Origin of the sequence: Candidatus Marimicrobium litorale (genome assembly GCF_026262645.1) — a bacterium.
Taxonomy (GTDB): Bacteria; Pseudomonadota; Gammaproteobacteria; order Pseudomonadales; family Halieaceae; genus Marimicrobium; species Marimicrobium litorale.
Window position 1 is genome coordinate 771,084 of record NZ_SHNO01000001.1, and the last position, 23,487, is coordinate 794,570.

The 23,487-nt window shown below is 54.8% G+C and carries 20 protein-coding genes; 11 read left to right on the forward strand and 9 right to left on the reverse strand.

The window, feature by feature from the left end:
* Positions 1–45: 45 nt before the first annotated feature.
* Positions 46–519, reverse strand: a complete 474-nt coding sequence (locus tag EYC82_RS03580) for a DUF934 domain-containing protein (protein ID WP_279248178.1) — start codon at positions 517–519, stop codon at positions 46–48.
* Positions 503–2,167, reverse strand: coding sequence for a nitrite/sulfite reductase (locus tag EYC82_RS03585; RefSeq protein WP_279248179.1), 1,665 nt, complete (start codon positions 2,165–2,167; stop codon positions 503–505). Before EYC82_RS03585 ends, EYC82_RS03580 begins: the two co-directional genes overlap by 17 nt.
* Positions 2,168–2,386: 219 nt before the next feature.
* Here EYC82_RS03585 and EYC82_RS03590 point away from each other — a divergent pair, with 219 nt between their 5' ends.
* Positions 2,387–2,509: a methionine synthase gene (locus EYC82_RS03590; RefSeq protein ID WP_279248180.1), complete on the forward strand. Its 123-nt coding sequence runs from the start codon at positions 2,387–2,389 to the stop codon at positions 2,507–2,509.
* A 25-nt stretch (positions 2,510–2,534) separates the two neighbouring features.
* Here the strand turns inward: EYC82_RS03590 and EYC82_RS03595 are convergent, their stop codons facing one another.
* Complete coding sequence (locus EYC82_RS03595) at positions 2,535–2,765, reverse strand: DUF2970 domain-containing protein (protein WP_279248181.1); 231 nt, start codon at positions 2,763–2,765, stop codon at positions 2,535–2,537.
* A gap of 8 nt (positions 2,766–2,773) precedes the next feature.
* Positions 2,774–6,466, reverse strand: coding sequence for a methionine synthase (metH, locus tag EYC82_RS03600; protein ID WP_279248182.1), 3,693 nt, complete (start codon positions 6,464–6,466; stop codon positions 2,774–2,776).
* Positions 6,467–6,631: 165 nt separating this feature from the next.
* On the opposite strand from metH, the gene nfuA reads away from it, so the two are divergent.
* Positions 6,632–7,207: a Fe-S biogenesis protein NfuA gene (gene nfuA, locus EYC82_RS03605; RefSeq protein ID WP_279248183.1), complete on the forward strand. Its 576-nt coding sequence runs from the start codon at positions 6,632–6,634 to the stop codon at positions 7,205–7,207.
* A 60-nt stretch (positions 7,208–7,267) separates the two neighbouring features.
* On the opposite strand, the gene EYC82_RS03610 is transcribed toward nfuA, so the two are convergent.
* On the reverse strand, positions 7,268–8,341 hold the full coding sequence (locus EYC82_RS03610) for a 3-deoxy-7-phosphoheptulonate synthase (protein WP_279248184.1): 1,074 nt from the start codon (positions 8,339–8,341) through the stop codon (positions 7,268–7,270).
* A gap of 138 nt (positions 8,342–8,479) precedes the next feature.
* Between EYC82_RS03610 and EYC82_RS03615 the strand changes: the two genes are divergently transcribed.
* From EYC82_RS03615 to EYC82_RS03625, 3 genes are read left to right on the forward strand one after another with little or no spacing between them, the layout of a single operon-like run.
* Positions 8,480–11,164, forward strand: a complete 2,685-nt coding sequence (locus EYC82_RS03615) for a PD-(D/E)XK nuclease family protein (protein WP_279248185.1) — start codon at positions 8,480–8,482, stop codon at positions 11,162–11,164.
* Positions 11,161–14,511: a UvrD-helicase domain-containing protein gene (locus EYC82_RS03620; protein ID WP_279248186.1), complete on the forward strand. Its 3,351-nt coding sequence runs from the start codon at positions 11,161–11,163 to the stop codon at positions 14,509–14,511. Before EYC82_RS03615 ends, EYC82_RS03620 begins: the two co-directional genes overlap by 4 nt.
* Before the next feature lie 29 nt (positions 14,512–14,540).
* On the forward strand, positions 14,541–14,684 hold the full coding sequence (locus EYC82_RS03625; protein ID WP_279248187.1) for a Sir2 family NAD-dependent protein deacetylase: 144 nt from the start codon (positions 14,541–14,543) through the stop codon (positions 14,682–14,684).
* Between the two features lie 116 nt (positions 14,685–14,800).
* Here EYC82_RS03625 and EYC82_RS03630 read toward each other — a convergent pair whose 3' ends face one another.
* The 3 genes from EYC82_RS03630 to gloB all read right to left on the reverse strand — a co-directional run bounded on the left by EYC82_RS03630 (position 14,801) and on the right by gloB (position 17,702).
* A complete protein-coding gene (locus EYC82_RS03630; RefSeq protein WP_279248188.1) occupies positions 14,801–15,436 on the reverse strand; it encodes a hypothetical protein in 636 nt (211 codons plus the stop codon).
* A gap of 119 nt (positions 15,437–15,555) precedes the next feature.
* A complete protein-coding gene (locus EYC82_RS03635; RefSeq protein ID WP_279248189.1) occupies positions 15,556–16,818 on the reverse strand; it encodes a LysM peptidoglycan-binding domain-containing protein in 1,263 nt (420 codons plus the stop codon).
* 107 nt (positions 16,819–16,925) lie between these two features.
* Positions 16,926–17,702: a hydroxyacylglutathione hydrolase gene (gene gloB, locus EYC82_RS03640; RefSeq protein WP_279248190.1), complete on the reverse strand. Its 777-nt coding sequence runs from the start codon at positions 17,700–17,702 to the stop codon at positions 16,926–16,928.
* A gap of 90 nt (positions 17,703–17,792) precedes the next feature.
* On the opposite strand from gloB, the gene EYC82_RS03645 reads away from it, so the two are divergent.
* From EYC82_RS03645 to sohB, 5 genes are all read left to right on the forward strand, one after another.
* The gene (locus EYC82_RS03645; protein ID WP_279248191.1) at positions 17,793–18,605 is read left to right on the forward strand and encodes a class I SAM-dependent methyltransferase; all 813 of its coding nucleotides are present in this window, start codon (positions 17,793–17,795) and stop codon (positions 18,603–18,605) included.
* Positions 18,602–19,057: a ribonuclease HI gene (gene rnhA, locus EYC82_RS03650; protein ID WP_279248192.1), complete on the forward strand. Its 456-nt coding sequence runs from the start codon at positions 18,602–18,604 to the stop codon at positions 19,055–19,057. Before EYC82_RS03645 ends, rnhA begins: the two co-directional genes overlap by 4 nt.
* Complete coding sequence (dnaQ, locus tag EYC82_RS03655) at positions 19,023–19,832, forward strand: DNA polymerase III subunit epsilon (protein ID WP_279248193.1); 810 nt, start codon at positions 19,023–19,025, stop codon at positions 19,830–19,832. The genes rnhA and dnaQ overlap by 35 nt, the downstream gene beginning before the upstream one ends.
* A gap of 81 nt (positions 19,833–19,913) precedes the next feature.
* Positions 19,914–20,726 carry an NAD(+) diphosphatase gene (gene nudC, locus EYC82_RS03660; protein ID WP_279248194.1) on the forward strand — a complete coding sequence of 271 codons (813 nt, stop codon included), beginning with the start codon at positions 19,914–19,916 and terminating at the stop codon, positions 20,724–20,726.
* Between the two features lie 17 nt (positions 20,727–20,743).
* Entirely contained in the window at positions 20,744–21,802 is a 1,059-nt protein-coding gene (sohB, locus tag EYC82_RS03665; protein ID WP_279248195.1) for a protease SohB, read from the forward strand.
* On the opposite strand, the gene EYC82_RS03670 is transcribed toward sohB, so the two are convergent.
* The gene (locus tag EYC82_RS03670; RefSeq protein WP_279248196.1) at positions 21,796–22,689 is read right to left on the reverse strand and encodes a LysR substrate-binding domain-containing protein; all 894 of its coding nucleotides are present in this window, start codon (positions 22,687–22,689) and stop codon (positions 21,796–21,798) included. The two genes, sohB and EYC82_RS03670, sit on opposite strands and share 7 nt — an antisense overlap.
* 179 nt (positions 22,690–22,868) lie before the next feature.
* Between EYC82_RS03670 and cysC the strand changes: the two genes are divergently transcribed.
* The gene (cysC, locus tag EYC82_RS03675) at positions 22,869–23,486 is read left to right on the forward strand and encodes an adenylyl-sulfate kinase (protein ID WP_279248197.1); all 618 of its coding nucleotides are present in this window, start codon (positions 22,869–22,871) and stop codon (positions 23,484–23,486) included.
* The last annotated feature ends 1 nt before the right edge of the window (position 23,487 follow it).

Here is a 23,487-nt window from a genome sequence, read left to right on the forward strand (position 1 = left end):
CGTCTTTACAATCTAAACAATGCTGTCGGTGTTAGGCAATTACACCTAGGCGTTTTCCCTACGGCGGAAAAGTGGTTGGGGTGAGTCGATAGATGCCTGGTAGTATTCGCTAAAATCTTTGAGACTGTTTAATGCTTCATGGAGATCTGCGCCTTCTTGCAGATCGAACGCATTAAATCCGCATCGTCCGAGATACGTTAATTGATCACGAATGAAGTGGCCAGTTGCGCGCAACTCGCCGCTGTAACCTTGCTCTCGCAATTCTCGTCCATAAGAAAAACCGCGTCCGTCCGTGAACACTGAAAAATTAATGACAACCAGTTCTATGTCTTCGAGGTCTTGCAGCAAGGGTGTAGGCTCCTGGCCCGGTTCCAGCTGAACCGCACTACCCTGTTTGTGTGTCAGTTTTTGCCACTGCTGCAGTGTGCATATCTGGCCTTGCCCCGGGGAGCGGTCTTCGGAGTCGATGCCGGCGCGATTATCTTCTGTAATCGCGCCGTCCTTAATTATTCTTGGCATAAACGCGCTCCTTGAACGGCTCGATTCCGATGCGCCGATAGGTGTCTAAAAAATTTTCCTCTAGCTGCCTTTGACTGAGGTAGGTCGTCAGGATGTTTTCGATAATGTCCGGCATGTCGTCCTGCTTGAAAGAGGGCCCAAGAATCTTGCCCAGGGAGGCGTCTTTTGCCTGACTGCCTCCAAGGCAGACCTGGTAAAATTCTTGGCCTTTTTTATCCACGCCCAGAATACCGATATGACCAATATGGTGATGACCACAGGCATTCATACAGCCACTGATATTGAGCTCAATGGGGCCTAGATCGTGTAGGTAGTCAATGTCATCGAAGCGAGTTTGTATCGCTTCCGCCACGGGTATGGATTTGGCGTTAGCAAGAGCGCAGAAGTCACCACCCGGGCAGCAGATCATATCCGTGAGTAGGCCGATATTGGCGGTCGCCAGATCAGCTGACTGCAGATTCTGCCACAGAGTATAGAGGTCTGATACAGGAACATCCGCCAGTACGAGATTTTGCTGGTGTGTGGTGCGCAATTCACCAAAAGAATACTTATCGGCCAGACCTGCTACCAGCTCCATCTGTTCAGCGGTTATATCGCCGGGGGTGTAGCCAGTTGATTTGAGCGATAGGGTTACAATACGATACCCCGGCACTCTGTGATCTTCAGTATTATGCGTTACCCACTGTTTAAAAATTCCATCACGCTCGCACTCTCCGTGGAGTATGGCGCTGGTTTCACCTGCGTCGAAAGCGCTGTAATCGGGAGCCCGAAAAGAGGCCCTGGCCTTCTCGAATACGGCATCGTGTAGGGTCGAGGGGCCTTCTTTTGTTGCTTCCCATTCCTTCTCTACCGCCTCCCGGAAAGCTGCTATTCCCATTGCTTTAACCAGTATCTTAATGCGAGCTTTGTATTTGTTGTCGCGGCGCCCGTGCTGATTATAGACACGGAGAATTGCCTCCAAGTATGTCAGCATGTGCTTTTTATCCAGCCATTCGCAGATGACGGAGCCGATTACAGGTGTTCGGCCGAGGCCGCCGCCAACCAGAACTTTTAAGCCGATCTCGTTGCTGTCATTGGTTACCAGTTCGATGCCCACGTCGTGATTGCGTATAGCGGCCCTGTCCTCTTCCGTGCCGCAGACGGCGATCTTGAATTTACGGGGCAAGAACGCGAACTCTGGATGCAGGGTCGACCACTGGCGAATAATTTCGCAGTACGGCCGGGGATCCTGCAGTTCGTCGCAGGCGACGCCGGCAAATTGGTCTGTTGTGGTATTGCGAATGCAGTTGCCGCTGGTTTGAATTGCGTGCATTTGTACAGAGGCTAGATCTGCGAGTATGTCCGGGACTTCCGCCACGAGCGGCCAGTTCAACTGGACATTCTGTCGGGTGCTGATATGCGCATAGCCTTTGTCGTATACCCGTGATATTTCTGCCAATTTACGCAGCTGGGCGCTACTCATGAGCCCGTAGGGGACTGCGACTCGGAGCATTGGGGCCAGACGTTGGACATACAAGCCGTTTTGCAGGCGGAGGGGAAGAAATTCCTCTTCCGAGAGTTCTCCCGCTGTATAGCGGTTGGTCTGGTCGCGAAACTGTGCGACTCGCTCGTCAATAATTTTCTGATCGTGCTGGTCGTAGACGTACATTTAGTTGTATGGCTCCAGGAGTGAACGGTTGCACCGCCCGACTTGGCGAAGCGCTACTTTACCAGAAAAGAGGCGCCTCAAATAGCCATGTTATTCATATGCTTACGCATCAATATCTGGCTCAGACCCTGTTCTTTGCGAGGCTCGTTCTAGGACTTGGCCGCACGGCAAGAACTGCTATAATGCGCACCGCAGCGACACTGTAGACCGAGGTTTAAGATGGTAGAAAATTCAGATCCGAAGAACATGGGCGATGGCGTGGCTGATGCAATGGCCACTACGGCTATCATCTCTATTATTGTACTGAGCATGTACATCTGGCTATCCGGTATGCCCTCCTGATCCTCCCCGGCTTGTCAGGAGCAGATCAGTGGCCTGACGAGTTGAGCACCAGCGTTACAGCGGTCATGACCGCGGCTATAAACAAAAACGTAAACGTGATGCCAGCGGCGAGAAAAATGCCGATACGGCCCCGCTTGAAGTCCCGTTCCCGATTCTTACTACTTTGGATGCCCAGAGCGGCAGCCAGCACACTGCCGATCACCTGCAGTGGTCCGAGAGCATTCTCATCAGCTGACTCGTCTGTAGGGTCTGACATAGCCGTGTTCAGTAATCCAGGTTAGGGCGTAGCCAGCGCTCAATCACGTCTACTGATTCGTCTTTACGCCTTGCTAGGTCTTCTACCTGGTCGCGGCCAATTTTTCCCACGGCAAAGTAACGTGATTCCGGGTGCGAAAAGTAAAACCCGCTGACGGAGGCCGCAGGTGTCATCGCGTAATTTTCGGACAACTCTACCCCGCAGGTATTTTCTGCATCCAGCAGTCTGAAGAGTGTTTCCTTCTCCGTATGATCCGGACAGGCGGGGTAACCGGGGGCAGGGCGGATGCCCTGGTAACGCTCCCGAATCAAGTCGTCTGCAGCAAGCGCTTCATCCGTGTTGTAACCCCATAACTCCTTGCGCACAAGGCGGTGCAGGTATTCAGCAAAAGATTCCGCCAGACGATCCGCGAGCGATTTCAGCAGTATGCTGTTGTAGTCGTCGTGCGCCGCTTCAAACTTTTTCGCGAGTTCGTCAACGCCGAGTCCTGTCGTGACACAGAAGCCACCGATGTAATCGCGCACTCCTTCGTCAGGGGGAGCTATAAAGTCAGCAAGGCAGGCATTGCCTTTACCATTTTTATTCGCCTTCTGCTGCCGCAGATGGTGCAGGGTGGCAATACCCTCAGTACGCGATTCATCCGCATAGACCGTTATATCGTCAGAACCGTTGCGACTGGCTGGCCAGAAGCCGACGGTAGCGCGCGCGGTCAGCCATTTTTCATCAACGATTCGCTTCAGCATGGCCTGAGCATCCGCATAGAGATCGCGAGCCTGGACTCCAACGGTATCATCGTCGAGAATCGCAGGGAATTTTCCAGCCAGTTCCCATGTGATAAAAAACGGGGTCCAGTCGATTGTTTCGATGAGATCCTCAAGCGGGAAATCGTCGAATACTTTCGTTCCTGTAAATGCTGGGCGAGGGGGCGTGTACCCTTGCCAATTCAGGTTGGTTGCATTCGCTATTGCATCGGAATAGGGAATTTGTTTTTCGCCAGGCCTGCGGTTGGCAACCCGCTCACGCACTTGCTCGTATTCGACTAATAGCTCCTCGACGTACTTGGCTTTTCCTCTGCCCATTAGCTGGGTAGCAACAGCTACGCTGCGAGAGGCATCGGGTACGTAGACGATCGCTTCCTTGTCGTACTGAGGTGAAATCTTGACCGCAGTATGCGCTTTTGATGTGGTCGCGCCACCGATCAACAAAGGTACTTCAAAATTCAGGCGCTGCATTTCACTTGCAACATGCACCATTTCATCAAGGGATGGCGTAATCAATCCGCTCAAGCCAACAATATCTACCTCTTCTTCTGCAGCTGCCTGCAGAATTTTCTCACAGGGCACCATGACGCCTAGATCGATAACCTCGTAATTGTTGCACTGTAAGACGATTCCCACGATATTCTTGCCAATATCATGTACATCGCCTTTGACGGTTGCCATCAATATTTTTCCGTTGCTCGATTTTCCGTCCCCTTTTTCTTCTTCAATAAAGGGTTGAAGGTGCGCCACTGCTTGCTTCATAACGCGCGCGCTTTTGACCACCTGGGGCAGAAACATTTTGCCCGATCCGAATAAGTCCCCCACTATATTCATACCATCCATCAGAGGCCCTTCGATCACTTCGATCGGTCGATCGAACTTCAGTCTCGCCTCCTCTGCGTCTTCAACTATCCACGTTGTAACCCCTTTCACCAAAGCATGGGCAAGACGCTTCTCCACGCTTTGCTCTCGCCAGCTAAGATCTTCGACGCGGCTCTCGCTACTACCGCTTCCTCTGTAGTTTTCGGCAACTTCCAGCAGACGTTCCGTACCATCGTCCCGTCGATTCAGAATGACATCCTCGACAGCTTCACGCAGATCCTCGGGCAGGTCGTCGTAGACCGCCAGTTGGCCGGCGTTGACGATTCCCATGTCCATGCCAGCCTTGATCGCGTGATAAAGAAATACTGAATGGATGGCTTCACGTACGGCGTTGTTGCCACGAAAAGAAAACGAAACGTTGGATACACCACCTGAAACAAGCGCGCCGGGTAGTTCTGCTTTGATGTAGCGAGTGCCCTCAATAAAGTCTACGGCGTAGTTGTTGTGCTCTTCGATACCTGTTGCGACCGCAAAAATGTTAGGGTCGAAAATAATGTCGTTCGGATTAAAGCCAAGTTTCTCGAGCAGCAGGTCATAGCTGCGCTTGCAAATTTCCTTGCGTCGCCCCAGCGTATCCGCTTGGCCATCCTCGTCGAAAGCCATAACAACAACCGCTGCGCCATAGCGCTGGCAGAGCCTTGCCTGGTCGAGAAACTCCTCTTCGCCGGCCTTGAGGCTGATCGAATTGACAACGGCTTTACCCTGGATGCACTTCAGGCCTGACTCGATGACGTTCCACTTGGAGGAATCAACCATGATGGGCACGCGGGATATATCCGGCTCTGACGCGAGCAGGTTGAGAAACTTCACCATGGCGCCTTCGGAATCCAGCATGCCCTCATCCATATTGATATCGAGGATTTGTGCGCCATTTTCGACTTGGTCTCTGGCGACTTCGAGGGCTTCATCATATTCCTCTTCCAGAATGAGCCGTTTAAAACGCGCAGAGCCCGTAACGTTGCAGCGCTCCCCTATGTTTACGAAGAGGCTGTCTGCCGTGATATTGAACGCTTCCAGTCCGCTGAGCCGACAGGCACCTTCATGGCTTGGCAACGGGCGGGGAGTGACGTTCTCACACGCATGTGCGATAGCGCGAATATGATCCGGAGTGGTGCCGCAGCAGCCGCCGGCAAGGTTTAAAAACCCACGGGTGGCAATTTCTGCGAAGTCTTTCTCCATAATATCCGGGGTTTCGTCGAATTCACCGAAGGCATTAGGCAGCCCGGCATTGAGGTGAGCACTGAAATAGCAATCGCTGGCGCGGGACAGATCCTCGATGAAGGGGCGTATATCTCGATAGGGGCGGCCACAGTTACTTCCGACAATAAGTGGCTTGCCATGCGCAACGGCATTCCAGAAAGCCTCAGGATTCTGTCCGGACAGTACGCGGCCACTTATGTCAGGAAACGTAACAGAAATCATTAGCGGTAGTTCGTGAGCAAGTTCTTCAAACACTGACTTGACGGCGAATACCGCGGCTTTGGCATTCAGGGTATCGAAGATCGTCTCGATCATGATCAAGTCTGCACCGCCTTCGATGAGCCCGCGTGTCGCCGCAGCATAGTCTGCTTGCAGCGTGTCGAAACTGATGCTGCGCGCGCCCGGGTCGTTCACATCAGGGGAGATCGATGCTGTTTTTGGGGTGGGTCCCAGGACGCCGGCCACAAAGCGAGGCTGCGCGGGTGTTTTGGCAGTTACCTCGTCAGCCACCTGTCGCGCAATGCGTGCAGAGGTCACATTTTGTTCGTAGGCAATGTCACTGAGATTGTAATCAGACTGAGCAACTATGGTGCTGCCAAAGGTGTTGGTTTCTATGATGTCTGCGCCGGCGTCCAGATACGCCCTGTGTATTTTCGCAATAATGTCCGGGCGAACCAGACTCAGCAGTTCATTGTTTCCCTTTAGGTCTGAGCCGTGATTGGCGAAGCGCTCACCCCGGTAGTCCGCTTCTCCAAGCTTTTCAGCCTGGATCATAGTACCCATGGCGCCATCAATGATGAGGATGCGTTCTTTCAGCGCCTGTTCCAGGCGCCCGGGCTTTCTACTCTCGATCGGCATGATATTCCTTTTAAAGTTTGTCAGAAAAGCGCCCATGCTTTCCCGAAAAAGCCAATGATTTTAACAGATTATGAGAGCCAAGAAACAATGTATGGCCTATAGCCTCACACTTTTGAGACAACTTTGATACAATACCTGACTAAATCACTCAGGTAGCACGTTACCATGATTACTATTACCGATTCTGCCCAGGATTACTTAGCCGAATTATTGACGAAACAGGAGGATGCCCTGGGCGTGCGCGTGTTCATCAACCAGCCCGGTACTGCGCGTGCGGAGACCTGTATCGCCTATTGCCGCGAGGGTGACTTGCAAGAGGGTGACGACGTCGTAGAGCTGGAGAAATTCAAGGTCTGGTACGAGGCTAGCAGTCTGCCCTATCTTGAGGACGCTCTGGTCGACTACTCAAAAGATCGCATGGGTGGGCAGCTTACGATCAAGGCGCCCAACGCGAAAATGCCGCGCGTGGATGCCGATAGCCCAATGGAAGATCGCGTTAATTACGTACTGTATAACGAGGTTAACCCCGCCCTTGCAGCGCACGGAGGGGAAGTCAGCCTGGTGGAAATTACCGATGATATGTTTGCTGTTTTGCAGTTCGGCGGTGGTTGTCAGGGCTGCAGTGCTGTCGATGAGACGTTAAAAGGCGGCGTTGAAAAAACGTTGCTGGAACAATTACCCCAGCTGGCAGGTGTGAGGGATATGACGGACCACAGCGATACGTCAAAGGCGTACTATTAACCACTGCCTCGCTATGATGAACGGTTAGCCGTGACATCTCCTGGGCGTCAGGAAATAAAGCTACGTGAGACGCTGTGGCAAGGCATCGCGAAGTGTGTCCCGCAAGTTGCGCAAGCTGGCCTCGGTGGTATCCCAATCAATACACCCGTCCGTTACCGACACACCGTATTCAAGTTCTGAAAGATTGGCTGGAATGGCCTGGTTGCCCGCTTTCAGGTTGCTCTCTACCATTAGGCCGACTATAGAACGGTTGCCTTCCAATATCTGATTTGCCACGTTATCCACCACAAGTGGCTGTAATTCCGGTTGCTTACTGGAATTAGCATGGCTGCAGTCCACCATAATATTGTTGGCTACACCGGCTTTGTCCAGCGCGTCCTCACACAGCTTGATGTGCACTGAATCGTAGTTAGGCCCTTGGGAGCCACCGCGCAGTACGATATGGCCATAGGCATTTCCTCGCGTGGTAAACACAGAGACTTGTCCCTGGCTGTTAATGCCGAGGAATCGATGGGGTCTGGCAACCGAGTTCAGCGCGTTGGTTGCCACCGTCAGTCCGCCATCAGTGCCGTTTTTGAATCCCACGGGGCTGGACAGGCCGCTGGCCATCTCCCGATGCGTCTGGGATTCGGTTGTTCGAGCGCCAATGGCGGTCCAGCTGATCAGGTCTTGCAGGTACTGGGGTGAAATCGGATCCAATGCCTCAGTCGAGGTGGGGAGGCCCATCTCAAGAATATCCAACAGCAGTCTGCGGCCGATATGCAGTCCCTCTTCAATCTTGAACGAGTCGTCGAGGTGAGGGTCGTTGACCAGCCCCTTCCATCCCACAGTGGTTCGGGGCTTTTCAAAGTAAACGCGCATTATAATATACAGCGTGTCCGACAGTTCATCCGCAAGGGCTTTGAGGCGGCGTGCATAGTCAAGTGCCGCCTGTGGGTCATGGATGGAGCAGGGGCCCACCACCACGAATATGCGGTGATCCTTGCGATCCAGAATCGCTTGAATGACCTCGCGACTTCCTGCCAGAGTGCGCTGCACATCCTTGGACATAGGCAGGGCCGTTTTCAGTTTCGCCGGCGTAATCAATACGTCCTGAGAGGTGACGTTGACATTGTGTACTTCGATGTTGCTCATTGGTGCTTACCTGATAAAGTGATTTCTCTGGCAGAGTCACGTGCTAACCGATACCGTGAGGCTCTGCGCGAGGGGGCGCATTTTATAGCAGTATTCGTCCTTTGTGTAGGGACACAGACACGGGCAGGGAGAAAGTATTTGAGCGATCGCCTTTACGACATTGCATTACTTGAGCCCTTCATCGCACGGGGCTGCACTCTCATAACTCCCAACCAGCGCCTTGCGCGACGTATACGAACCGAGTGGGACAGGCAGCAGGCTGAGCAGGGAAATTTGACCTGGCCTCGCCTGCCAGTCTATCCACTGGCAAGTTGGCTACTGGACCGTTGGCAACAGGCTGTGGCCAGTGGTGAATTGCCACCGCAGCTATTGCTTGAGTCTGGGCCAATACTGCAAGTTTGGCGACATGTCATCAAGGAGTCCGCGGCCCGCACTGACTCCTACCACTTACTGCGCGCAGACGATGCTGCAGAACTAGCTGAGCAGGCCCGACAAAATCTGTGCTTGTGGCGGGTTGAGTGGCGGCAGGGCGCACTGCGTGAAGAGTTCGAACAGGAAACCGACAGCCGTATCTACTGGTCTTGGCTAGAGGCGTTCGAGCAGACTCTGCGTGACTCCGGTCAGGTGACTGCAACTGACTGTGCCGAAGCGCTTTTGACGCTGCCGGAAAAGGCGCGCGAGAGCGTGGCGCCGGTGGTGTTGGTGGAGTGTGGTGAGCTGACGCCTCTGCACCGTGCAGTCCTTGAACATACCTGTCCATCAATAGAGTCTGCGCCCTTGCCTTCGCGCCGCGCCGAGCGCCTGCTGCACGAATTCCGAGACCGTCGGGAAGAGTTGCAGGCTGTGTCTCACTGGGCGGTGCAAAGAGTACGTCAGGACCCCCACCAGACGATCGGCATAGTGACTGGCGATAGTGCGTCCGAGCAGGTGGCCCTCGAATATCTGTTGCGACGTGAGTTCGGTTGCCTCGGTGATAATTACGACGCGCTGCCGGTGAACTTTTCCAGCGGAATACCCCTGTCTCAGACGCCTCTGGTGAGGGATGCCCTTGCGGTGCTGTCCCTCGCGCTGAGACACACAAATGTCGGTCAGGTGAGCCGACTGTTGAAATCACGCTTTCTTGACCTTCCCGATGCCGGCGGTTCGCTGGCGCAACTATTTTTGGCCCGACTGTATGATCTCGGCAGGGAGCAATTAGACGTGTCTGAGCTGCGCTTTCATGCATGCGAAACCCGTCTTGCTGAGCATCGTGGTTTGCGGTTGGGCGAGAACCTTCTTGCTATGTACCGCATGGCAGAGTTGAAGCAGCCGGCACTGCCCTCCGTTTGGGTGAGTCGATACAGAACCATACTGGGGCTGTGGGGTTGGCCCGGCAAAGGGCTCGACTCCCTGGAGTATCAGCAGATGGAATCGTGGGGGCGGATACTCGATACGTTCCGGGGCTTTGACGCGGTCTGTGGCCCGCTGGCTTACTCTGATGCCTTATCCTTGTTGCGTGATACGTGTTTGCGTGGCGTCTCCCACCCACAAACGGTCGATGCGGGTGTTCAGGTGCTTGGGCCGCTGGAGGCGGCCGGGCTTAGCTTCGACCACCTCTGGGTGATCGGCGTGCAAGCCTCCGCGTGGCCTGCAGCGGCTCGCCCTAATCCTTTTTTACCGATCCGGCTGCAAGTGCGACACGCAATGCCCCGCGCCACTGCAGAGCATGAGTGGGAGTTCGCCCGTGGCCGAATGGCACAGTATTTACGCAGTTGTAGCACCGTTCACGCCAGCTACAGCGCCTTTGTAGACGGCGTGGCGGACCGCGCCAGCCCGCTGTTGCAGGAATTTGCAGACACGCCCATCGAGGCGCTTCCGGCTGTCACTGGCGGCTGGCTGGCGGCGCAACAGCGGGGCCGCCTGACGTGTGAAGACGACTCCCATGCGCCCCCACTGGACCCCATGGTAGTTGTGCGTGGCGGGAGTAGTTTACTGGAGGCGCAGTCAAACTGTCCTTTCTCGGCGTTTGCGCGCCAGCGCTTGAGCGCTGCCCCCATAGGGACTTCCAGTATTGGACTATCGGCTGCAGATCGGGGCACCCTGCTGCATGAGGCGCTCTACGTGTTATGGGGTGAGCTGGAGGATCACCAGGGCCTCGCTGCACTGCATGCCGCGGCCCAGGATGCAGCGATCTCTCGAGCCGTAGAGGCCGCTGTCCGGGGCGGTCGGCGTAAGATGGGGCCGGCACTCAGTGAGTCGTTTTGGGCGCTTGAATCGGAGCGCATGGCGACTTTGCTGCAGGAGTGGCTTGCGATCGAGCGACAGCGTGGCGCGTTCAAGGTGGCTGCACGCGAGCATTTACTGGAATTGAAGCTGGATCGGTTGCAACTCAAACTGCGTGTCGACCGAATAGATGAATTGCCAGACGGTGGCCGAGTGATCATCGACTACAAGTCATCCAAATCCAAAATCAGCGACTGGATGGGCGAGAGGCCCGCAAGACCGCAATTGCTGCTTTACGGGGTAGCGGAGCCGGAGTCGACTGCGGCTCTGAGCTTCGCACAGCTGCGCCCCGGCGAGTGCCGTTACGTGGGACTGGGGCGGGTGGAGGCGGCAAAGGGTATAAAAACAGATCTTGGTGCCGCGCAGAAGGCAGGCATGCTTGTTGAGAACTGGGAGGAATTAAACGCCCGCTGGCGCGAAATACTGGCCGCCCTCGCAGATGATTTTCTGTCGGGCAACGCAGCGGTAGACCCCCTGTCAGCGTCGACCTGCACCTGGTGCGGACTGCAACCCCTGTGCCGTATAGAGCGAGCAGCGCCCGTGCTGGGGGAGGGCGTATGAGTGTGATCGCAGACCACCCAGAACGCTGCGCTGCCCTTGATCCTCTGCGCAGCTTCTGCGTTGCGGCCCCGGCGGGATCTGGGAAGACCGAGCTGCTGATACAGCGCTACCTTGTCCTGCTGGCTCGCGTGTCGCGGCCGGAACAGGTCGTCACGATTACATTTACGCGCAAAGCCGCGGCGGAGATGCAGGAACGAGTAATTCAGGCTCTACAAGCAGCACGAGACGGATGTCCGGTCGACGGTGAGCACGAGAAGGTAACCCGGAAGCTCGCCCGTGCCGTGCTGTCAGTCGATGATCGCTTGGGATGGCAACTACTGCGTGACCACTCGCGTTTCACGATCAAGACCATCGATAGTTTTTGCGCCTCATTGAGTCGGCAACTGCCCCTATTGAGTGGACTTGGGGGCCGGGCGGGTGGGCAGGATGATGTGAGTGAATATTACGAAGAAGCGGTGCGGGAGCTGTTCCGCCATCTCGATGACGATGGCCCCGGAGCTGATTGTCTTAAAGCGGTATTGCGTTGCTTCGACAACAACTGGGAGCGCTTGGCCCAGCTATTAACCGCAATGCTGGCACGTCGCAGTCAGTGGCGCGGTTATATTGACGTCAACCGTGACCCACTGGCGACTGAGAAATACCTGGTCAGTGCGGTAGACGCCCTGGTCGCTGCAGAGCTCACTGCCTTAAATAGCCTGTTAAACACACATCGTGATGAGCTGCTGGCGCTGCTCCAGTATGCAGCGGAAAACCGATCGGAAGATCTTCCTGTCGACTTTCCCGGGAGCTCCGCAGCAGACATCGGGTCCTGGAGAAAGCTGCGAGAACTGTTTCTTACGGCTTCGGGTAGCTGGCGCGCCAGGGTCGATAAGAGACAGGGCTTTCCCGCAGGTGACGCGACGGCAACGCAGTGGAAGGCGCGTTGGTCGACTCAGCGGGAGTCATTGGAAGCGGTGGAGGGATTGGAAGAAATGCTAGCGCTGCTGGCTATACTGCCCGTAATGACTACTGGGAGTGAGAGCTGGCAGTTGGTGCTGCATCTGTCACGACTTTTGCCTCTGTTGGCTGCTGAATTACTACTGGTTTTTGGACGTCATGGGGTGGTGGACCATACCCAGGTAGCCCAATCAGCCCTGCTCGCCCTCGGCGAAGATGATGAGGTTACCAACCTCGCTCTGCGACTGGACTACCATATCGAACACATTTTGGTAGATGAATTTCAGGATACTGCTGTAACGCAATACGTTCTGCTGCAAAAGCTGACTCGCGGCTGGTATGAACACAATGCGGAGAATCCTGGTGCACCTCGCACGTTGATGATAGTGGGTGATCCAATGCAGTCTATTTATGCTTTTCGAGGCGCCAACGTTGGCTTATTTCTGAACGCTCGGCAGCAAGGCTTTAACGGTATAGTCCCTGAGTATCTGCAACTGGAATGTAACTTTCGCTCTGACGGAGGCGTTGTTCAATGGGTGAACGAGACGTTTCGCAAAGCGTTCCCGAAAAAAAATAATGCACTGATGTCGCAGGTTAAGTACAGCCCCGCCAGTGCAGTTCGTGCAACCAACTTGTCCCCGGCGGTAGATATGCGCGGATTCTGCGGCGATGGCTCACTGGACGCGGAGGTAGCACATATTTGCGACTACATTGAGCGGCACGCTTGTACCGAGCAAACGGTCGCGGTATTGGGGCGTGGGCGCAGCCACCTGCAGCCGGTGATAGATGAGTTGAAACGCAGGCGAATCAATCACTATGCGCAGGATATGGATAGTCTTGCCGCATCATCGGTTGTATCGGATTTGATGCAATTGTGCCGTGCGCTGGCCAGTGACGCGGATCGCCTCGCCTGGCTTTCCGTTTTGCGGGCACCTTGGTGCGCGCTTTCCCTAGAGGACCTGTTGCACGTTGCCCATTTTTCAGACGATGCGCCTTACACGCCGATCTGGCAATCACTTGTCGATGCTGAATGTCGAAAAGGCCTCAGTGATCGGGGCAGCCAGAGCCTCAATCATATCCTGCCGGCCTTAGCTTTTGCTCGGCAAAAGCAGGACAGATTGGGTTTGAGAGTGCTCGTGGAGCAGACTTGGGAGCGAATGGGTGGGCGCGAGTGTGTCGAGCGAGCGGCAGAACTGGCAGACGTAGAACAGTTTATGCAGTTGCTGGAGCAGGCTGAGGCGGAAGGGGTGGGATTACACATACCGTGGCTGGAGCGTCGATTAGAAAAACAGTTTATGAGCGGCGGTGATGCGGCTGCGGCGGTACAGTTAATGACCTTGCACAAGGCGAAAGGCCTGGAGTTCCCCCGCGTGGTGATTCCCCAGCTGGGAAAGTCGACCCGGGGCAACGATAGGGACCTGCTGCGCTGGGAGGAGCATGCCGATGTGGCCGGGACGCACCATTTCCTGTTGGCCGCGGATGACGGAAGCAAGCCGGGGCAGGCGAGCCTTTACAACTACCTGGGATACCTGCAAACAAAGAAAGGGCTGCTTGAAAATACGCGTCTGATCTATGTTGGCGTCACCCGCGCCTGCCATCACGTGCTACTGACGGCGCAGCTCGCTTGGGACGATAAAGCGAATGCACCGAAAGCGCCCGTCAAAGCCAGCTTGTTGCACACAATTTGGCCAACATTCGCTGAACAAATGCAGTTACACGTTACAGAACAGACATTACAGGACGAACATGCCTCCGAAGGGCGGTCGTTTGTGCGCCTGCTGCGGGAGGGAGAAGGCGCGGCCTTCACTCCACCGCCTCCGACTCTGTCCTTTGGCGCACAGGATGACACGGACAATCACGTTGAACGCAGCATTGGTACGGTTGTGCACCGAGCGCTGGAACTGCTATCGCATAGGCGTCCACTACCGTCCGCGCCGAACGAGGAAGATCGAAAACTTTGGCGTTATGAATTGCAAGGGCACGGCTTATTTGGGGATTCTCTTTCTCAGGCACTTACTCGGGTAGATCGTTCCGTCTCCCTGACCCTGTCATCTGCCGCCGGCCGCTGGGTACTCGCAGGCAGCCACGCTCAGATTCGCAACGAGTGGGCAGTCGCTTCGGTGCAGACTGATGGCAGCATAGCCAACCTTATTATTGATCGTACGTTTGTGGATTCAACAACGGACTGCCACTGGATTATCGACTACAAGAACAGTCAGCCTCAGGATGGGGAGTCACTGGAGTTATTTTATGCACGAGAAATGAAGAAGTACGATCAACAGTTGCGAGGCTATGGCAGAGCAATAGAAGGGATGAGCGAAAAAATAGTCTATCGCGCGCTATTTTTCACGGCACTGGGTAGCTTGCAACCGTTCGATAATGCGCCTGTACCCGCGGAGATACGCGTTTGACCTAGATTGATCCCCGAGTCATTCGCAGCGTGCGTCCAGATATTGTTTGGTTCGGTGAGATTCCCTGCAGTATGAACGATATCAGCCGGCGCCTGATCCAGTGCAACCTGTTTGTCTCGATAGGGCCCTCCGGCGTGGTCTATCCTGCGGCACGGCTCGTACGCAAAGCGTGACAGGGCGACGCCATCACTCTTGAGATCAATCGTGAGCCTGGTGAAGTAACCAGCGAGTTTCACCAGCAGCGCCTCGTCCTTGGCAGAGGAACTGCTGGTAGTTTGTTGTGACGCTGTTACTCGGGCGCTTGCGCGGTTTTCTCAAGGCTCATCGCCAGCGCTTCGGTATAGACCAGCACCACGGTTTGCCCCAGGGTAACGCCTTCCATCTTGTCCGGCTCGACATCGCCAATCATGTGCAATTTACCTCGCGAATCCTTTACGGTGACGGTGCCAAACTCGCGATTCATGCCCTCAATTGTAACGACGGCGCGAATGATGCGTGCGCCAGCCACACCGGGAAGGTCGGGATCATCAGATACGGTGCTTTCCTCAAGCACGAGCCAAGGTTCTGCCAGCTCCTCTTCGGTGGGTTCACGCACTTCTCCCTCCAGCGCCGCAAGGTAGGTGACCAGCAAGCGATCACCAATGGATACGTTCTCAAGATCTGTAATTTGTTCCTGCGCAGTGACGGTGAGAGTTTGCCCATTAGGACCCTGCAGACTGACTTCCCGGGTGTCCAGATCTATAGCAGTGACGACAGCCTCTACTTGAATAGCGACTGCGCGACCGCTGGGTTGTTCATCCGTGCTGGTGGCAGGTTGTGCACTTTCATGATGTGCCGCCTGCGCCAATGTGACCAGGGTGAGAGCAAAACAACCAGCCAGAACGCCCGGCAGCATAGGGGTAAACCTGTTGATCAAGTGGTGCATGGAGTAGTTCCTTTCAGTCAGTGGCAGGCAAGAGCGCCTAATCGCCATAAGTAAACACGCTTGCGTAAGGTACGCCCTTCAGTCCCTGCGCTGCAAGCCCCGGCGGACAATCCCTGAGCCTAGCTGCCGCCCGGATAGAGAGTGAGCTTCTGTCCTGGCTGAAGGTAATCATCCGGGTCCAGTTCGTTCCAGGCAATGATATTCCCAACGGATACCCGAAAGCGGTTCGCGATCAGGTAGAGGGAGTCGCCGGCCCGTACCAAATAACCTTGTGCTTTTGCGTCTGATTCCGGTGGTCCAGACTGGCCCCTCCGTGGGTTGAAGCCGGTAATCGTAAGTGTTTGCCCGGCCCGTATCGTGTTTCCTTTGATACCGTTTTCACGCCGCAGTAGCGCGACATCAGTACCGAAACTGCGCGCAATATCCCAGAGCGTATCGCCCGGCTTGACACGGTACTCGTGCCATTGGGTAATCTCGCCCCGGTTCGCTTTTTCCAGATTACTTTGAAAACGTTGGCTTGATCCGTAGGGCAGCAGAAGTTCCGTTGACCGATAGGGTGCAATCGTGCCGCGCAATTGGCCCGGATTGAGGGCGTGCAAAATCGTCACGTCAATCTCGGCCAGCTGCGCCGCGTGCGCGAGGTTCAGGGGCAGACCGGGGTCAGCGACCTCAAACGAGGGACGATTGGGCACGGGAGGGATATTCACGCCATATTTATCGGGGTCCGCCACGATCTGAGACAATGCGATCAGCTTCGGTACATACTCATAGGCCTGTTGTCGCAAGCGTAACGACCAGTAATCCGTGGGCTGGCTGGCGGAAACGTTGACTTTTTGTGCGCGCAGAACCGTGCCCCGACCTGCGTTGTAGGCGGCCAGTGCCAGCAGCCAGTCGTCGTCAAATCGATCGTGAAGCATCTGCAGATAGTCCAGTGCACCCGCAGTCGAGTCGCGCACCGCGTGGCGCCCGTCGTACCAGTTGTTCTGCTCAATGCCCAAGTGCTCGCCTGTGCGGGGCATAATCTGCCATAACCCCGCAGCGCCTGAGTACGATGAGGCCGTTGGGTCGAGCATGCTCTCAATGACTGGAATCAGCGCAATCTCGAGGGGCATATCGCGCTGATCGATTTCCTCAACGATGTAAAACAGGTAATAGTTAGCGCGTTCCGAGACTAAGGGCAGGTAATTTGACTGAGCCAGCAATGCCTGTCTTGCCCGCGCAACTCTCGGGTTATCTATGCTCTGCCAATGCAGTCCCGAGCGGATACGCACCCACAGATCATCTGGCGGTTGGTCATTGACGACGGGGTGTTCATCGGCTCCATCGGACGCTGGCGTGGTGCCCGGCTCGGTTCCGACAGTAGCCGTATCCCGCGTGGCCACAGTTTCGCATGCACTCAGGAAAGCAATTATATAAAATGCTATAGACAATCGCTTTAACTTATTAATAAATATAGCTAAATTCCTATAAATAATAATGCGCGATCGGACTAAAACGAGTCCTTCCAGCCCCGTACCGCAGCAAATACCGCAGCAGGGTCGTCCGATCCGGGTAGCCTGCCCTGACGCTCCAGTGAGGCCCGCAGGTCGGCTTCACGGCAGCGAAGAAAAGGATTGGTTGCCAGTTCCAGTGCGATATCGGATGGTACGGTCGGCCGATGCTGCGCACGGGTTATTTCTGCTTGGGCAACCCGGGACGAAAGTGAGTGATTATCTGGCTCCACCGCACAGGCGAAAGCGAGGTTTGCGAGCGTGTACTCATGTGCACAGTAAACCTGCGTCGACGGCAATAAAGCGGCAAGAGAGTCAAGCGATTTCAGCATCATAGCCGGGTCGCCTTCAAACAGGCGCCCGCAGCCACCTGCAAAGAGGGTATCGCCACAGAAAACTACTGGCTGCTCGCCCTGATGAGCATAGGCAATATGGTCCAGCGTGTGCCCCGGTACTGCCAGCACACTGAAGCGCGTATCCAGCACACTCACCATGTCGCCTGCTGCCACACGGTGAGTAATGCCCGCAATTGCTGGGTTGTGAGGGCCGTACACGACGGGCTGAAAGGCTTCGCACAGCGCTGTCAGTCCCCCGACATGGTCGAAATGATGATGCGTGACAAGAATGCCCGCGAGGCTCAACGAGAGTGATTGCAATGTGTCTATAACGGGTTGCGCATCACCCGGGTCTACCACCCATGCCTCCGGGGAGTCAGGCTTGCTGATTAGCCATATATAGTTGTCAGTAAAGGCCTTGACGGGCTGAATTTTCAACATTTGTCTGCGTTCCAAACTGATAAAAATACAGTAGTATTAGCGCATTGAATTGCGAGCGGCCACGGTATCCCGCCACTTAGGCGGGCGGGGATGAAGCGACTAATGCAGGTGGATTGTAGCGATATTTTACAGGAACTGGAATCCTGGTACGCCCGGGATAATGGTCCTTATCTATTTCGCGCAACTCGCGCCGCGGCTCTGGAGCTGATAGACACGGCGTTCGGGTACCATATCCTTCAGCTCGGGCTGCATGGAGAGCAGGCACTCTGCGACGGCAGCCCTATTAATCATCGCCTTTTTTGCTCACAGCGCTACGGGCCTGGTGTGAATGTGGTAACAGACCCGGATGAATTACCCTTTGATAGCGATAGCGTAGATGTGGTCATTGCTCACCATTGCCTTGAATTCGCACGCAATCCTCATCAGGTCTTGCGAGAAATACAGCGCGTGTTGACGCCTCAGGGGCAACTGTTGGTGATTGGCTTTAACCCCTACAGTCTATCGGGTGCTCGCATGCAAATTCGCAGACTAATGCGAGACCCTCTGTGGACGGCACACCGCCCTGTGGGCGAGCACCGTCTCACGGATTGGTTGCACTTGCTGAATTGTGAAGTGATACAAACCCGGCGGTTGTATGGCCTGCCGCCCATCGGCAGTGGCAGGGTGCGGCAATGGATGACCCGCGCGGATACGTGGACTGCACGGCATAAGCTTCCCATCGACGGCCTGTTCATACTGCACGCGGTCAAGCAGGTGGCTGCTGCGCACAAGCCGAGGAAAGTCTGGCGAGGAAGGCGGGCTCGCCTGATAAGCCTGGTGCCGAAACCGGTAACAACCCCCGTGACACGGAAAGTCTTTTCTGGCGTCAAACCAGCGACTGATGCAGGGAATGCCGCAGCTTGAACAATGTAGAGATTTATACAGACGGCGCCTGTAGGGGCAATCCGGGGCCAGGCGGCTGGGGTGCGCTTCTGCGCTATGGTGGCGTCGAGCGGGAGTTGTGCGGTGGGGAGCCGGATACCACAAATAATCGGATGGAACTGCAGGCAGCGATTGAGGGGTTGAAAGCTCTGAAGCGACCCTGCCAGGTCGACTTAACAACGGATTCCGAGTACGTGCGCAACGGCATCACTCGTTGGTTAGAGGGGTGGAAGAAAAAAGGCTGGAAAACCTCTGCAAGAAAGCCCGTTAAGAACGCAGACCTTTGGCTCGCACTGGATGAAGAAAACCAGCGACATGAAGTGAGCTGGCACTGGGTAAAGGGGCACAGTGGTCACGAGGAGAATGAGCGTGCAGACCAGCTAGCCAATCGCGGCATCGATGAATTACTTCGGCAAAATACTGCCGGGACATAATGAATGGCACCAGCACACCGCATTTGACAGGAGTTTACGCAGCTTGAGACAGATTGTTCTTGATACAGAAACTACAGGACTGGAGGTGTCGCAGGGGCATCGTATCATCGAGATTGGCTGTGTCGAAATGGTCGACCGGAAACTGACCGGCAATCACTTTCATCAGTATATCAATCCGCAGCGGGACATTGATCAGGGTGCAATAGAGGTTCATGGAATCACGATGGATTTTCTCGCAGACAAGCCATTATTTGAGGCGGTAGCAGCTGGCTTTGTCGAATTTGTTCAGGGTGCCGAACTGATTATTCATAATGCGCCTTTTGATCTGGGGTTTCTGAACGCAGAATTGCGTCAACTGACAGAGTCGCCTCGTGACATAGAAGAGTGGTGTGCGGTGATAGATACGCTTGTGATGGCAAGGGGAAAGCATCCTGGTCAGCGCAATAATCTGAACGCCCTGTGTCAACGCTACGAGGTAGATAACTCACAGAGAGATTTGCACGGTGCACTGCTCGATGCAGAGATACTTGCAGATGTCTACCTCGCAATGACCGGCGGCCAGACGGCCCTGCAGCTCACTGAGGATGACAGTGCCCCGGACGGCCAGCAGATGAAAGAGCGCATTCAACGGCTTCCTCAGGATCGCAAGCCACTGCCCGTTATCGAGGCGAGTAAAGAGGAGCGTGCGGCGCATTCCGCGCATCTCGACGCAATAGCGGGAGCAGCTGGCGGAAAGGTGATTTGGCGTCCGGAAACGCTCGAATCCGTGCAGTAGCGCGTGATCCTGCGTTTACCTTGCGACAAGGCTTTACGAGACATACTATAGCCGTCGTTTTATATCCAGTTTGGAGATTAGATGTTCAGACTCCACAATGCGCCCCCAGCCAACAGTGATACCGAATTGCTGGTGATTTTTCAGGGTGGGCAGTTGATTAGCGACATGCGATCCCATGCAGCCTGCCTTATTACGGGTGAGCAGTTTGTGCGGGATGGCTGGACGGAGCGCCGTCGTCACTTTCTGGGTTACTGGGGAAATGAACCGTGTTATGTGCTGGAGATCGACGCTGGCGATCAGCTTGATCCGTTGCAATACCAGAAGGGTAGTCTCTATCATATTCTGGGCCGCGTAGATGAACAGTTATTTGCATTGGCAGGACGGGCGTCGCAGTTGTTGGACTGGGAGCGCGATCATCAGTTTTGCGGTCGTTGTGGGCAGCCAATGACCATTGACCTGCAAGAGCGCGCGATGCGCTGTAGCCCATGTGCTGTCATAAACTATCCGCGAATATCACCTTGTGTCATTGTGCTTGTTACCCGCGGAGATGAGCTGTTATTGGCGCGCAATGCTAACTTTCCTCAACCGCTTTACAGCACGTTGGCCGGTTTTATAGAGGCGGGGGAGACAGCGGAGGATACTCTGCGACGGGAGGTGCGCGAGGAAGTAGGCATAGAAATCGACAACCTGCGTTACTTCAATTCTCAGTCATGGCCTTTTCCAAGCCAGTTGATGCTGGGTTTCTTTGCGGATTACGCCGGCGGAGACATCGAGTGTGACACTCATGAGATTGTCGATGCACAGTGGTTTAAACACAATGAATTACCGATGATACCCCCGTCCGCATCGATATCGGGTCAACTCATACAGCATTACGTTCAATCGATCAGCTAAACAATTTGGAGCAAGCGTTGGAATTTATCTATGAGTACGGCATTTTTTTGGCCCAGGCTGTAACCCTCGTTGCCGCCGTTGTTATTCTGGTCTCCGCAGTGGTCGCTATCGGTGCGCGACAGAGGGCAGATCAGAATGAGGGTTATATCGAGGTACGAAAACTGAACGAAAAATACCAACAATACGGTGAGATTATTCGAGAAGTTATCGAGGACCCGCACACTCTGAAAGAGCGGAAAAAGGCTGAGAAAAAGCTCGAGAAGGCGAAAGCCAAAGCCGCGAAAAAGCGAAAATCCGTCGAGGATGACCCACAGGAGCAACGCAATCGTCTCTTTGTGCTTGATTTTGTCGGCGACATCAAGGCCAGTGCTGTCGAGAGTCTGCGCGAGGAGATATCCTCGGTTCTGCCGCGTATCGAGCCCGGTGACGAGATACTGGTACGCGTGGAGAGTCCGGGTGGCTTGGTGCATGGATATGGCCTGGCAGCGAGTCAGCTGCAGCGTATCCGAGCTGCCGACGTACCCCTTACTATCGCCGTAGATAAAGTCGCGGCGAGTGGCGGGTACATGATGGCTTGCGTGGCAGATCGGATTGTTGCCGCCCCCTTCGCTGTGGTTGGCTCTATTGGTGTCGTCGCGCAGTTGCCTAATTTTCACCGTCTCTTGAAGAAAAACGACATTGATTTTGAAACGTTAACAGCGGGCCAATACAAGCGGACGCTGACCATGTTTGGCGAAAATACAGACACCGGGCGGACGAAATTTCTTGAGGATCTCGAAGAGACTCATGAGCTGTTCAAGGCATTTGTCAGTGCTAATCGCCCGACTCTTGATATAGCCAAGGTTGCCACGGGCGAGGTCTGGTATGGCCAGACCGCACTCGACGAGGGCCTTGTTGATGAGATACTCACTAGCGACGCTCTGGTGCAATCACGCCTGGAAGACTGGGATGTCTTTGAGGTGTGTTTTCGTCACAAGAAAAACTGGCAGGAAAAGCTCGGGGTCGCTGCTGAAGGCGCCGCTGAGCGCGCATTCCTGAAACTCTGGCAGCGCGGATCGAGCCCGCGGAGTTACTGATCGTCCCGATCCATCTCACGGCAGGTTTTCATCCAGTACTCGACCGGGTCCAAGAGATACCGCTTGCGCGGCTGCGCAAAATAGAAGCGACGCCGCATATTACGTCGGGGCAGGGTGAGCGGGACAAGGTCGCCATTGGCAAAGTTTTTTTGTAATACAATCTGTGAAAGGCAGCCTATGCCGAGCCCTGATTCCACTGCGTTCTTGATCGCCTCATTGTGTTTTAGCTCCAGATAAATATTAATGCTGGGGAGCAAGCCGGCGAGCGCGCGATCAAATGTTTGTCGTGCACCCGAATCAGGCTCCCGCAGTATCCAGGGCGCTTCCCTGATATCCTTATTGGTCAGACTTTTCTTCTTTGCCAACGGATGGTCCGCGGCACAGAACACGATTAACTCGTCCTCGCGCCAGGGAATCAGTTCCAGATCCCGGTGATGGACCTCTCCCTCGATCATGCCGATATCCACATCAAAATTGAGCACCTGGGCGACTACGTCGGGTGTATTTGCAATATGCAGGGCCACATCGGCCTCGGGGTAGTGGGCCAGGTACCCTGCAAGGTAACGCGTCGCAAGGTGGTTCCCTATGGTAAAACTGGCACCCACCTTCAAGTGGCCCACGTCGGTATGGTCCAACAGCAACTCTTCGAAGCTCTGGCAATGTGTCAGCAGATACTCCGCTTCCCGGCGGAGTGTCTGACCGATCGCATTTAAGGCCAGCTTGTTGCTTACCCGGTCAAACAAACTCACCTGGTAGGTATGCTCGAGATTCAGAAGAGCCTCACTGGCTGCCGACTGAGACATATGCAAGCTCTGGGCTGCCCTTGAGATATTCTGGTGCTTCGCTACCGCCAGAAAAATCTGCAGCTGTCGCAGTGTAAATTTCATCAACTTCCCCGTTTGCCCGGTGAGTTTGCTCTTCCTACCGGAAAAACCGGCAGAGGCGTCCATAATATCCTGTTTTACATGGGGAGAATATCTCCGTACCCTGTCCGCCTGATAATCAGCGTGCGCTTCAGACGCGGTTGCCCAGAAATACCAAATGGAACGGAAAGGAGAGCAGGGACATGGCGGAACAGAAAGCAACAAACGTGCACTGGCATGAAGGGGATATTACCCGCGAGCATCGCAGCAAGCTGCTGGGACACAAGGGTGCCACTCTGTGGTTTACCGGGCTGTCTGGCAGTGGAAAAAGCACAGTGGCAGTTGAATTGGAAGGCACCCTTATCGAGATGGGTGTACTGTCCTACCGCCTTGACGGTGACAATGTGCGCATGGGTATTAACAAGAATCTCGGCTTTTCCGCCGAGGATCGCACCGAGAATATTCGCCGAATTGGCGAGGTGGCGAAGCTGTTTGTGGACAGCGGCGTAATTGCCTTAAGCAGTTTTATCAGTCCGTACAAGGCGGACCGTGATCAGGTGCGGGCGCTGCACGAAGATGCCGGCATGGACTTTATCGAGGTATTTGTCGATTGCTCGCTGGAGGCGGCTGAGGCCCGAGACCCCAAAGGTCTCTATAAAAAAGCGCGCGCCGGCGAGATCAAGAACTTCACGGGCATTGATGATCCCTACGAGGAGCCCTTCAAGCCGGAGATCCACCTGCACTCAGACAAGCAGTCTCTCAAGGAAGAAGTAGATGAAATTCTCAACGTGCTGCGTGAACGCGGCATAATTAGCGAATAGA